Genomic DNA, 12,277 nt, shown 5'->3' on the forward strand with positions numbered 1-12,277 from the left:
GGAAAACCAAAGGCTCAATAATATAGGATGGATAACCAGGTAACAGGTATATAAGCGGCTACATAGTTATTCAGATCTTAAAACGGGGCTCTGTTACGTATTACAAAAATAATGCTACAATTTGCACCGGGATGTGTAATTCCGACACGATGATGACCGCAAAAGGCATAAAAACTAATTCTAATACCTATATTTCGCTGGGCAAACTGTTGAATTCTTTTTTATAGGCAATAGTAAAATTGCTGAGGTTTTTAAAACCCAATGCCATGCCGGCTTCTTTTACCGAATACTTTTTAGTGCGTAACAACTGCCTGGCTTTAAGCATACGGTTTTTTTGATAGTACTCGTAAAGATTTAAACCATACACCGTCTTAAATAAATTCTTCAGTTTTGTTTCACTCATCATGGCGGTACGGGCAAGTACAGGAATAGTGGGCGGTGGAGCAGAAAGATTGCTTACTAATATAGATTCCACTTTCATCATTTGCTTTATCGAAACTTCGTTGATCAAATTTTTAGGGCCGTTATGTTGCCCCAGTTTATGGTACAGGCTTCTGAAAAATTTTTCCAGCAATAGCATTACCCTGTTTTGCAACATCACTTTCTGCAGCGGATGGCTGTCGTCTATTTCAAAAACCTCTTCCATTAATGCCCGGTATTCAAAATTCAATACCTCAAAATTAAAAGTGGCTGTTTTTAAAGACAGGTAATGTTTAAACACTTCGTCTGTTGCACTGATGCCTGTGTGCGCTTTCAGCCACCCAGCCGTAAAAAAAATATTTATGCAGCGGTCTTCAGTGCCTGCCGTGGCAGTATAAGAAATATCCGACAGTGAGTTGGTTAAAAAAGCACCGGAATGAATCTCTTCATCTTCATACAGCTGATCTTCATCTATACGTAAGGTGAGTTTCTTCAGATTTTTCACTTCATCAAACCGCAGGGTGTACGATTCATCAACTGCAGGATGCCGGAAAAAAGATACATCTTCATTGATTACACATTCATTAATTAAAACTTGCAGGCCGTTTGCAAGTTCTACCACTTTAATGTAGCCTGAACCTAAAGATGGCGGTAAAAATATAGTGTTGTTTACTACAGGTACGCCGGCAAATTTTGCCAGGTCACGCAGGTAATCTGTATGGTTGCAATATTGATAGGAAAAATTAAACAAAGCTGTATTGATAATTATCGCAGGATAAAATTACACATTCTCTTCAAGACTATTCTCAGGCGATTTATTAAATTGTTTTTTAAAAGCCAGTGTAAAATTAGCTACATTGGTATAGCCAACCGCCTGTGCGGCCTGTTTAACAGAATATTTTCCGGTGCGCAATAATTCATTGGCTTTTTGCAGCCGTTGCTTTTGATAGTAGGAATAAATACTGTCGCCGTACATGCTTTTAAAACTCTTCTTCAATTTGGTACTGCTCATGGCAACCAGTTTAGAAAACTCATCAATGGTTGGCGGCAATTTACTGAAATCATTTACCAGTTCATGCTCCACTTTTATCAGTCCGTTAATCACTTCAGAAGAAAGATTAAACTTGCCTTCCAGTAAATTGGTTTTGCTATATAATCGTGTAAAAAAACGTTCTATCAGTAACGTAACCCTGTTCTGTAAAAAAATATTTTGTAACGGATCGTCTTTTTGTACCGTCCATAATTCATCCATCAGCCCCAGGTATTCTGCATCCAGCTGCTCAATATCAAAACTTTCTGTTTTAAGAGAGAGGTAACGTTGCAGCACATCGTCACTGGCATCCATATCCATATATTTTTTCAGCCACTTTTCATTAAACAGCACTTTTACCGATTTAATGTGCAGGTGTGCCGGCAATTCTTCTGTATTCACAAAAATATTACTGGTAAGCCTGGCAACAGAGTGACGGGTATTGGATTTTTGCAATTGCTCATCATCCACTTTTAGTGTAGCCGTCTCTTTTATAAACACGTCATCAAAATGCAATATAAAATAGCGATCATCAGACCGCTCCCTGGTGGTGACCATCCGTTCATTAAAACAGGCATCTACCAATAACACCTGCAACTCATCAAATAAACTGATGGTTTTAATAACCCCTTCTCCCGCCGGTGGTGATAAAAGTATAAAATCCTCCTGTTGATAGGGAATGTGCAATGCTGTTGAAAGATCCTGCAGTAATTGCCTGTAATTAATATGATTGATGTTGAGTACAATCATTGAGGAAATGATATAAGGTTAGAGGGCAGATTAAAAAAAATTATTACAGATAGCGCAATGGGTTTCTCCTGGCATTAAGGATGTACCTTTTAATGTTCATCCAGAATGCAACAAAAAAGTAAACTACTACCGGCGACCCCATGGTAAGAAAAGAGATGTAGATAAAATATTTACGAATTGTTGAAGTTGCGATGCCCATTTTTTCGCCAATGGCGGTACATACCCCAAACACATGCCATTCAATAAAGTACCTGAACCTGTTCATACTGCTAATTTAAGTACATTTTTTTCTATAAACAAGCACTTTAAATAGTGGCCGACTTTCAGTAAATTTGCAAAACATACGATTTTTAGTGTTGCAACCCGGTTTAATGCAGCAAATAGCCTTCGTAACACCGATCATAAATCTAAAATCATAAATCTTAAATCTAAAATTGTACCATGGCTTTCGACATTGAAATGATTAAAAAAGTGTACGCCAATTTTGCAACCAGAATTGAAGCCGCACGAAAAGCAACAGGTAAACCCCTTACATTAACTGAAAAAATTCTATACGCCCATCTTACCGAAGGCAATGCCAGCAAGGCTTACGCAAGAGGAAAAGACTATGTGGATTTTGCACCGGACCGTGTGGCTATGCAGGATGCCACCGCACAGATGGCTTTATTGCAGTTTATGCAGAGCGGACGTACCAAGGTTGCCGTGCCCAGCACCGCACATTGCGATCACCTGATAGAAGCCAAGGTAAACAGTAAAACAGATTTAAGCAGGGCGGTAACAGAAAGCAGTGAAGTATTTGACTTTTTAGCCAGTGTAAGTAATAAATATGGTATCGGTTTCTGGAAACCGGGTGCCGGTATCATTCACCAGGTAGTATTGGAAAATTATGCTTTTCCCGGTGGAATGATGATCGGTACCGATAGCCACACCGTAAATGCAGGTGGTTTGGGTATGATTGCTATTGGTGTGGGTGGCGCAGATGCCTGTGATGTAATGGCAGGTTTACCATGGGAATTAAAAATGCCGAAACTGATAGGTGTAAAACTCACCGGCAAATTAAATGGCTGGACGGCTCCGAAAGATGTGATTTTAAAAGTGGCCGGCATTCTTACTGTAAAAGGCGGTACCGGTGCAGTGGTGGAATATTTTGGTGAAGGCGCTACCAGCATGAGTTGTACAGGTAAAGGAACCATTTGTAACATGGGTGCCGAAATTGGCGCTACCACTTCAACTTTTGGTTATGATGAAAGCATGAGCCGCTATTTAAAAGCTACCGGCCGTGAAGAAATTGCTGCTGCTGCTGATGCTATTGCGGCACATTTAACCGGCGACCCTGAAGTGTATGCCAATCCTGAAGCTTATTTTGACCAGGTGATTGAAATTGACCTGACTACCTTAGAACCCCATTTAAACGGGCCATTTACGCCGGATCTGGCAACGCCTATTTCTCAAATGAAAGCTGCGGCGGCGGCCAACGGGTGGCCAACAAAAATTGAAGTGGGTCTTATCGGTAGTTGTACCAACTCCAGTTACGAAGATATCAGCCGTGCAGTAAGCCTGGCAAAACAGGTAACAGATAAAGGCTTAACCTTAAAAGCAGAATTCAATATCAACCCGGGCAGCGAACAGATCCGCTATACCATTGAAAGAGATGGCTTTTTAGGTGTGTTTGATAAAATTGGCGCTAATGTGTTTGCCAACGCCTGCGGACCATGCATTGGTATGTGGGCAAGGGTTGGTGCAGAGAAGGCAGAAAAAAATACCATCGTACATTCTTTCAACAGGAACTTTGCTAAACGTGCCGATGGTAACCCCAATACTTTTGCCTTTGTAGGTTCGCCTGAACTGGTAACCGCAATGGCAATTGCCGGTACTTTAGATTTTAACCCGTTAACAGATACCTTAACCAACAACAAAGGCGAACAGGTAAAACTGGACCCTCCAACCGGTAACGAATTACCGCCAAAAGGCTTTGCAGTAGAAGATGCCGGTTATCAAAAACCAGCTGAAGATGGCAGCAATGTTGTGGTAAAAGTGGCCCCTGATAGCAAACGTTTACAGTTATTGGATCCGTTCCCTGCATGGGAAGGCACTGATCTGAATGGTTTAAAACTATTGATCAAAGCAAAAGGAAAATGTACAACCGATCATATCAGCATGGCAGGTCCATGGTTGAAATTCCGTGGGCACTTAGATAATATCAGCAACAATATGCTGATCGGTGCATTGAACTTTTTCAATGAAAAGACCGACAGCGTAAAAAATCAACTGACCGGCGAATACGGACCGGTACCTGCTACACAAAGAGCGTATAAAGCTGCAGGCATTGGAACGATAGTAGTAGGCGACGAAAACTATGGTGAAGGGTCATCACGTGAGCATGCGGCTATGGAGCCACGCCACTTAGGTGTACGTGCCGTACTGGTAAAATCTTTTGCCCGAATCCACGAAACCAATTTAAAAAAGCAAGGTATGCTGGCATTAACTTTTGCCAACAAAGCCGATTACGATAAAATTTTAGAAGACGACACTATTGACATTGAAGGCTTATTAGCTTTTGAACCGAACAAATCGTTACAGGTAGTATTGAACCATGCTGATGGCAGCAACGAAACCATACAGGTAAATCACACTTACAATGAACAACAGATTGAGTGGTTTAAAGCTGGTGGAGCTTTGAATATTATCCGAAGAGAATTTGCAGCGAATAATTAATCTCCGTTAAAAAAAGTTTTATAATCCCGGCTTTAGAGGCCGGGATTTTTTATGAGTGGGGCGCCCCTTCAAAGATGGCTGCCCATAAAAAATCTGCTGCATGAACGGGCTGGCCCATTGCAAAAACAGGGTGAGCCACTCTTTAAGGAGTGACCCACCCCGGTAAAATCCATTAACAAAAAATTAATCTCAAAATATTTGATGTTTAAACATTAATTATATACCTTAGCATTCTAAATCAAACAAAATGGCAACAAAAAAATGGGTTGTGGACCCCACCCACAGTGAAATACAGTTTAAGGTTAAACACTTAATGATCACTAATGTAACCGGCAGCTTCAACATTTTTACCGTAAATGCAGAAACAGACGATGAAGATTTTACCAAAGCCACCATCAGCTTTACTGCAGACACCGCCTCTATTTCTACAGGCAACGAACAAAGAGATGCACATTTAAAAAGTGCTGATTTCTTTGATGCAGAAACCTATCCGCATTTAAAATTCGTGGCCACAAAATACGAAAATATCGACCAGGATGGTTCTTACGACCTTTATGGCGACTTAACTATAAAAGACGTAACCAAACAAGTAAAATTAGCTGTTGAGTTTGGCGGTATCGCTAAAGATCCCTGGGGTAATGTAAAAGCTGGCTTTACTATCTCTGGTAAAATCAACCGTAAAGAATTTGGCCTTACCTGGAATGCAGCTACAGAAACCGGTGGTGTATTGGTAAGCGAAGAAGTGAAAATCCACGCTGAAATTCAATTGATAGAACAACAATAATATACGTGAGGCGTGAGGCTTGAATCGTCAGGCGTGAGTCGTGAGTTGTGAATCGTGAGGTATTACTCTTCGGGGTGGTACTTACATCTCACGATTCACAACTCACGACTCTTTGGGTTTTGCTTAAAAATTTCCTGTAACAGCTTGTATAATTCAGGATGCTTTTGTTCCAGAAGGTCAGGCCGTTCAAAAAAATATTCTGCTACCACTGCAAAAAATTCTGCTTTATTGGTGGCACCGTAAGGATTGATATCAGATTTTCCCTTTAGTATTTCCTGCATCTGCCGGTAAGTCATATCCAGCCATGGAATGCTGTATTGTTTAGCTAATAATTGACCGGGAATGCCATCTGTATCGCCATCCGCTTTATCAATCAGGTGCACAAATTCATGAATGGCAGTATTGTTTTTATCCGATTCATTTTTAAATCCCTGCTGCAACGCAAATTTCGACAACAGCATCTTACCTTCCATATAGCCCGAGCCCACCATACCTAAAATATTTCTCCCCTCACCTTCTGTTTGAAACTCAGGATTGATCGCATCAGCATACAACAACACTTCCCTGAGATTATAATATTTCCATCCTTTAAAAGCAAATACGGGTATCACTGCACCGGCTGCAACAAATATTCTGTCCAGGTCTTCTACCGGCGTATTTACACCGGTAATTCTTACATAACTCAAAAACTCTCTTACTTCATTTTCAAATTGTTGCTTTTCTTTTGCATCCAGCTTTCTGAAAAAAGCAATATTGTTATCCAGCAACACATCGTTGATCAGGATATTATTCTCAGCAATGGCCTCCTGCTTTTTGGAATTAGTAAAATAAACACCCAGGAAAATAACTGCTGCTATTACTGCTATCCCAATCATGATTAATTATTTTATATTACTGCTATCCCAATCATGATTAATTATTTTATAAAGAAAGTAAAACTACTTAACTGTGGCTACATTTGTGTATCAATAATTCAATATGATTCAATACAACCCCAAAGACTGGCTGAGTTTTATTTTCCGTATTCATAAATCGGATACGTTCAGAAAACTGTGGCCGATGATATTACTGATCTGTTTTTACGCCGGCATTGTGGCTTTTTTTGAGATCAATTACTGGCGCTGGACGGAAAGTAATAAAGTAAAAAACATTGTGGTAATGCACAGCCTGCTGGGTTTTGTAATTTCTTTATTATTAGTATTCCGAACCAATACTGCTTACGACCGCTGGTGGGAAGGCCGCAAACTTTGGGGTGCCCTGGTAAACAACAGCCGCAACCTTGCCTTAAAAATGAATGCGCTGCTGCCAAAGAATGATATACAAAGCAGAACATTTTTCAAAAGTTTTATTCCGCAATATGCCGTGGCGTTAAAAAATCATTTGCGCAGCGAAGCCACCAGGCTTGAACTGGATGAAGCCATGCACCCGGAGCTTGCAGAGATTGATCATGATAAACATTTACCCAACCAACTGGCCGCATTATTATTTAAAAAAACAAATACCTTATTTGAAACCGGTAAGATAAAAGGCGAGCAACTCATTATCATCAACAGCGAGCTGCAATCTTTTACAGATACCTGCGGCGCCTGCGAAAGAATTAAAAACACTCCTATCCCTATTTCGTACAGTGCCTTCATTAAAAAATTTATTTTCTTTTATGTAATGACCTTGCCATGGGGTTATGTTTTTAATCTTGGTTACCTGGTAATTCCGGTGGTGGGATTTATTTTTTATGTGCTGGCCAGTTTAGAATTGATAGCCGAAGAAATTGAAGACCCTTTTGGTACCGACAGCAACGATTTACCAATGGATAAAATGTGTGCCAACATTCAAAAACAGGTTGGCGAACTGTTGTAAATCGTATCTTTGCAGCTCTTAAAAAATGATCTATGGCTAAAGTAAAAACAGCATTGGTGCAAATGAGTTGTTTTGCAGATAAACAACAAAATGTCAGCAAAGCAATTGAAAAAATAAAAGAAGCTGCGGCAGCAGGTGCACAAATTGTTTGTTTGCAGGAATTATTTACGTCGTTATATTTCTGTGATGTGGAAGACTATGAAAACTTTAAACTGGCAGAAGCTATACCCGGCCCGGTAACAGATACTTTAAGTGCGCTGGCAAAAGAACTGGGTGTGGTGATCATTGCTTCTTTATTTGAGAAAAGAGCTGAAGGTTTGTACCATAACACCACAGCTGTTTTGGATGCAGACGGAACTTATTTAGGCAAGTACCGCAAAATGCATATCCCTGATGATCCTGCTTACTACGAGAAATTTTATTTTACTCCCGGTGACCTGGGCTACAAAGTTTTTAAAACAAAATTTGCAACCATAGGCGTATTAATTTGCTGGGATCAATGGTATCCTGAAGCCGCAAGAATTACATCGCTGATGGGAGCAGAAATATTATTTTATCCCACAGCAATTGGCTGGGCTACATCGCAGGATGAAGCCACCAATACCGAGCAATATAATGCCTGGCAAACCATACAACGCAGTCATGCTGTTGCTAATGGCGTACATGTAGTAAGTGTAAATCGTGTTGGATTGGAACAGGATGGTGCGATGAAATTCTGGGGCGGTTCATTTGTATCTAATCCATTCGGTTCTGTTGTATACAAAGCCTCTCATGATGATGAAGAAATAAAAGTGATTGAAATAGATACCAATCAAACCGATCGCTACAGAACACACTGGCCTTTTTTACGTGACAGAAGAATTGATTCTTATCAACCGATTACCAAAAGATATATTGACGAAGGATAAAACAGTTCATGGTTCATAGTTCATGGTTCATAATAAATACACGAAGCATGAAGCATTGGCCATGAGCGATTAACTATGTACTATGAACGCAAAGACTCCCAAAGAACTCGGCTACTACTTTCCAGCAGAATTTGCACCCCAGGCAGCCACATGGTTAAGCTGGCCGCATAAAGAAGCGTCATGGCCGGGAAAGATAAATACGATCTATCCATTCTACAGCCAGTTTGTAAAAGAACTTACACTGGGGCAAAAAGTTTGCATCAATGTAAATGATGAAGCCATGAAAAATTTCGCCATGGGCCATTTACAAAATGCCGGTGTGGATCTTGCTAAAGTAGAATTCTTTTACCATCCTACCAACGATGCCTGGTGCCGTGACCATGGTCCCGCATTTTTAATAAATCCCAATGCAGCAGAACATAAAAAAGTAATTGTAGACTGGGATTATAATGCCTGGGGCAATAAATACCCGCCTTACGATCTGGATGATGTGATCCCGACCTTAATTGGTAAACATTATAACATTCCTGTTTTTTATCCTAAAATTGTAATGGAAGGTGGCTCGGTAGAGTTTAACGGCAAAGGGACTATCATGACCTCCACAGCCTGTTTATTAAACCCTAATCGCAATCCGCATTTAAACCAGGGGCAGATAGAAAAATATTTATGTGATTATTACGGCGCCGAACAAATTCTCTGGGTAAATGATGGCATTGTGGGAGATGATACCGATGGCCACATTGATGACACCGTTCGTTTTACCAATGAAGATACCGTGCTGACGGTGGTGGAAGAAAATAAACAGGATGAGAACTATCAATTGTTGCAGGACAATTTGCAGCAGTTAAAACAAATGCGTTTGCTCAATGGCAGGCAATTAAACATTGTGGAATTGCCCATGCCTGATGAAGTGATTTATGATGAGCAACGCTTGCCTGCATCCTATGCTAATTTTTATATTGCCAATCATGCAGTGATTGTACCAATATTCAACTGTGCTAAAGATGATAAAGCGCTGCAAATTATTCAGAGCTGTTTTCCTGATAGAAAAGTTGTGGGCATCGATTCAACAGAAATTATCTGGGGCCTGGGCAGTTTTCATTGCATGAGCCAGCAGGAACCACTATAGGAACACGCCTTCTGGCGTGTTCGAATGCGCCGCAGGCGCAATCCAACAGAACATGCCATAAGGTATATTCCTACACATCAAACCAAACCTTTGTGTCATCATCCCACTCGCAATTATAATTAATGGTGAGTTCGGTATCAGCTTCCACATCGGTCACTGTTTTTACAAAAATTATTTCTTCTTCAAAATCCATAAAATACTGGCAGTTGCTTTTATAATTATGGTTGTACATGGGGATAAAGCCCAGCGCCATACAGCATTTATCTTTCTCCTCTCCCCACTCAAAAATATAATCGTGTAACCGGGTCTTATCTAAATGCACACGATCTTCTTTACTCATTACCACCACCGGAGAAATTTCGATAATGGTATTGGCAGGAATGGCTTCGCTGGTAAAAACACCTCTGCCGGCTTTTTCTGTTTTATCTAAATATAAATATGGCTGAAGCATAACATCAGGTTAAGATTAAATCAAGTAAATTGCAGCTATTAATACTGCGAAAGTAACAACAAAGTACCGATGGCGTTAGAGTTGGATGAAATATCGTTGCAACAAAAATTTGAAGAAGTAATTGCTTCTGAAGATAAACTGGTGATACAGGATTTCCTGAATCACCAGAACATCAGCGATGTGGCCGACCTGATTTATGCCAACGAAGAAATTGAGAACCAGATCATCTCTCATTTGTCCATTCACAGGGCGGTGAGTGTATTTAAAATATTAGAACTTCCCACACAAAAAAGGATCATAAAAGAATTGCCGCCTTTTAAAACTGCGGAGCTTTTGAATGAATTGCCACCTGATGACCGTACTTCATTTTTAAGTGAATTACCCGGTAATGTGGTGAGGGAACTGGTGAAAACATTAAACCCGGATGAAAGAAAGATAACCCTGTCTTTATTAGGTTACCCCGAAAACAGTGTGGGCAGGTTGATGACACCCGATTACGTGTATGTATACGAACACGATAGTGTGGAAGACGTTTTTAATACCATACGCCGTTATGCAAAAAGCAGCGAAACCATTGATGTATTGTATGTGCTGAATGATAAAGGCGAATTACTGGACGACATCAGGATAAAGGATTTTATCATGGCCACGCCTGAAAAAAAAGTAAGCGACCTGATGGACGGCCGTTTTATTTCTTTACAGGCAGAAGACGACCAGGAAATTGCCAGTGAAATTTTCAGAATGAATAACCGTGTGGCATTGCCTGTAGTAAGTAAAAGCAATAAACTGTTGGGCATTGTTACCATTGATGACGTGTTATGGGTGGCAGAAGAAGAATACAGTGAGGATATGCAGAAGATCGGGGGTACCGAGGCGCTGGACGAACCCTATTTAGATACTCCATTCTTTAAGCTCATAAAAAAAAGAGCTGGCTGGCTGATCGTTTTATTTTTAGGTGAGTTTCTTACCGCATCTGCATTGGCTTATTTTAATGATGAGATTGCAAAAGCAACAGTGTTGGTAATGTTTATGCCGCTGATAGCGTCAAGTGGCGGTAACAGCGGTTCGCAGGCTTCTACATTAATTATCCAGGCTATGGCCATGGGAGAAATTACAGTGGCTGATTGGTGGCGGATAATGAGAAGAGAAATAATGAGTGGATTTACATTAGGCGCTATTTTAGGCTTAATTGGTTTTTTAAGGATCTGTATCTGGCATTCGCTTATGGCAAATGGCGTAATGCACGACCTCTATGGCGTTCACTGGTTCCTGATTGCAGTAAGTGTAGGCATTTCGTTAATTGGTGTTGTATTGTGGGGCTCATTGATGGGCTCCATGCTGCCGCTCATCTTAAAACGGTTAGGCGCCGATCCTGCAGTATCTTCTGCCCCGTTTGTTGCTACATTAGTGGATGTAACCGGGCTGGTCATATATTTTTCTGTAGCCTATTTATTTTTACAGGGCATCCTCCTGTAATCATTGCTGCATCGTTGCCGAAGCAGCGGATGCTGCTCCATACTTCATCTTTTTTACAACAGCTTTTCCTTTTTTATAAGTGATGAGGTAAAGATTATCAAACTCGTTGTCGGGAATATCTCTTGCATCAAAATCTTTAACCCCTAATTTTTTAATCAGCTTTGGTACAGTATTGCTATGCCCGATGATCAAGAACGTCTTCCCGGCTTCATCATGAGCCAGAATTTTATTATACAGGTCGTCGCCGGTGGTATCTGCTTTATATTGTATCGTATCAACACCTGATTGCAAACGCAAACTATCCCCCGTCATTTGCGTACGTTTAAACTGGGTTACATAAATGTGGTGCAGTTTTTTATCTTTTAATACCTGCAATAATGCGCCTGCCCTTTTATAGCCATCATCGGTTAAAACGGGATCGCTGCCGGTTTTCTTTTCGGCATGTCTTACAAGATAAATTTTACTTTTTTTCGATAGCCCTTTGGGCACCTGGGCAAGCAGGCAGGATTGAATAAACAGCAGTACAACCACAAAGCCAATATTTTTCATACTCAACGATTATACTCTAAAATAAGCCAATTAATTATAATACTTGTAATAGCTTGCTATTAACATGGTTAATGGTACAAATTTGTTATTTTGCAGAATATTTAAAACCCTATTCGCTGCAATAAAAGCTGAACTATGTGCGCCTGCTTAAACATCGTTTCTGAAGATCAACTTTGGAGATGCAACAGAACAGTTCAGCCTTATTAAA

At 40.4% G+C, this 12,277-nt stretch carries 12 protein-coding genes; 6 read left to right on the plus strand and 6 right to left on the minus strand.

Translation table 11 applies throughout. The annotated features are described in order from the left end of the window. Positions 1-187 precede the first annotated feature (187 nt). Genes ACYVM0_RS12895 through ACYVM0_RS12905 form a run of 3 tightly spaced genes read right to left on the minus strand, consistent with a single transcriptional unit; the run spans position 188 to position 2,465 of the window. Positions 188-1,171: a helix-turn-helix transcriptional regulator gene (locus ACYVM0_RS12895; protein ID WP_460557684.1), complete on the minus strand. Its 984-nt coding sequence runs from the start codon at positions 1,169-1,171 to the stop codon at positions 188-190. Between the two features lie 30 nt (positions 1,172-1,201). Then, the gene (locus ACYVM0_RS12900; protein ID WP_460557686.1) at positions 1,202-2,200 is read right to left on the minus strand and encodes a helix-turn-helix transcriptional regulator; all 999 of its coding nucleotides are present in this window, start codon (positions 2,198-2,200) and stop codon (positions 1,202-1,204) included. Positions 2,201-2,243: 43 nt separating this feature from the next. Beyond that, positions 2,244-2,465: a PspC domain-containing protein gene (locus ACYVM0_RS12905; RefSeq protein ID WP_430987105.1), complete on the minus strand. Its 222-nt coding sequence runs from the start codon at positions 2,463-2,465 to the stop codon at positions 2,244-2,246. 176 nt (positions 2,466-2,641) lie between these two features. Here ACYVM0_RS12905 and ACYVM0_RS12910 point away from each other — a divergent pair, with 176 nt between their 5' ends. Both ACYVM0_RS12910 and ACYVM0_RS12915 read left to right on the plus strand, forming a co-directional pair. Then, on the plus strand, positions 2,642-4,915 hold the full coding sequence (locus tag ACYVM0_RS12910; protein WP_460557689.1) for an aconitate hydratase: 2,274 nt from the start codon (positions 2,642-2,644) through the stop codon (positions 4,913-4,915). Positions 4,916-5,162: 247 nt separating this feature from the next. Next, positions 5,163-5,699 carry a YceI family protein gene (locus ACYVM0_RS12915; protein ID WP_460557691.1) on the plus strand — a complete coding sequence of 179 codons (537 nt, stop codon included), beginning with the start codon at positions 5,163-5,165 and terminating at the stop codon, positions 5,697-5,699. Between the two features lie 95 nt (positions 5,700-5,794). Here the strand turns inward: ACYVM0_RS12915 and ACYVM0_RS12920 are convergent, their stop codons facing one another. Beyond that, positions 5,795-6,574, minus strand: a complete 780-nt coding sequence (locus tag ACYVM0_RS12920) for a M90 family metallopeptidase (protein WP_460557693.1) — start codon at positions 6,572-6,574, stop codon at positions 5,795-5,797. 103 nt (positions 6,575-6,677) lie between these two features. Here ACYVM0_RS12920 and ACYVM0_RS12925 point away from each other — a divergent pair, with 103 nt between their 5' ends. The 3 genes from ACYVM0_RS12925 to ACYVM0_RS12935 all read left to right on the plus strand — a co-directional run bounded on the left by ACYVM0_RS12925 (position 6,678) and on the right by ACYVM0_RS12935 (position 9,593). Next, positions 6,678-7,556: a bestrophin family protein gene (locus ACYVM0_RS12925; RefSeq protein WP_460557695.1), complete on the plus strand. Its 879-nt coding sequence runs from the start codon at positions 6,678-6,680 to the stop codon at positions 7,554-7,556. Positions 7,557-7,588: 32 nt separating this feature from the next. After that, on the plus strand, positions 7,589-8,464 hold the full coding sequence (locus tag ACYVM0_RS12930; protein ID WP_460557697.1) for a carbon-nitrogen hydrolase: 876 nt from the start codon (positions 7,589-7,591) through the stop codon (positions 8,462-8,464). A gap of 82 nt (positions 8,465-8,546) precedes the next feature. Then, a complete protein-coding gene (locus ACYVM0_RS12935) occupies positions 8,547-9,593 on the plus strand; it encodes an agmatine deiminase family protein (protein WP_460557699.1) in 1,047 nt (348 codons plus the stop codon). A 70-nt stretch (positions 9,594-9,663) separates the two neighbouring features. On the opposite strand, the gene ACYVM0_RS12940 is transcribed toward ACYVM0_RS12935, so the two are convergent. After that, a complete protein-coding gene (locus ACYVM0_RS12940) occupies positions 9,664-10,044 on the minus strand; it encodes an SET domain-containing protein (protein WP_460557701.1) in 381 nt (126 codons plus the stop codon). Positions 10,045-10,113: 69 nt separating this feature from the next. On the opposite strand from ACYVM0_RS12940, the gene mgtE reads away from it, so the two are divergent. Further along, complete coding sequence (gene mgtE / locus ACYVM0_RS12945) at positions 10,114-11,520, plus strand: magnesium transporter (RefSeq protein WP_460557703.1); 1,407 nt, start codon at positions 10,114-10,116, stop codon at positions 11,518-11,520. Here mgtE and ACYVM0_RS12950 read toward each other — a convergent pair whose 3' ends face one another. Next, a complete protein-coding gene (locus tag ACYVM0_RS12950; protein ID WP_460557705.1) occupies positions 11,521-12,069 on the minus strand; it encodes a histidine phosphatase family protein in 549 nt (182 codons plus the stop codon). Positions 12,070-12,277 lie beyond the last annotated feature (208 nt).

The organism is Ferruginibacter profundus, assembly GCF_054783275.1.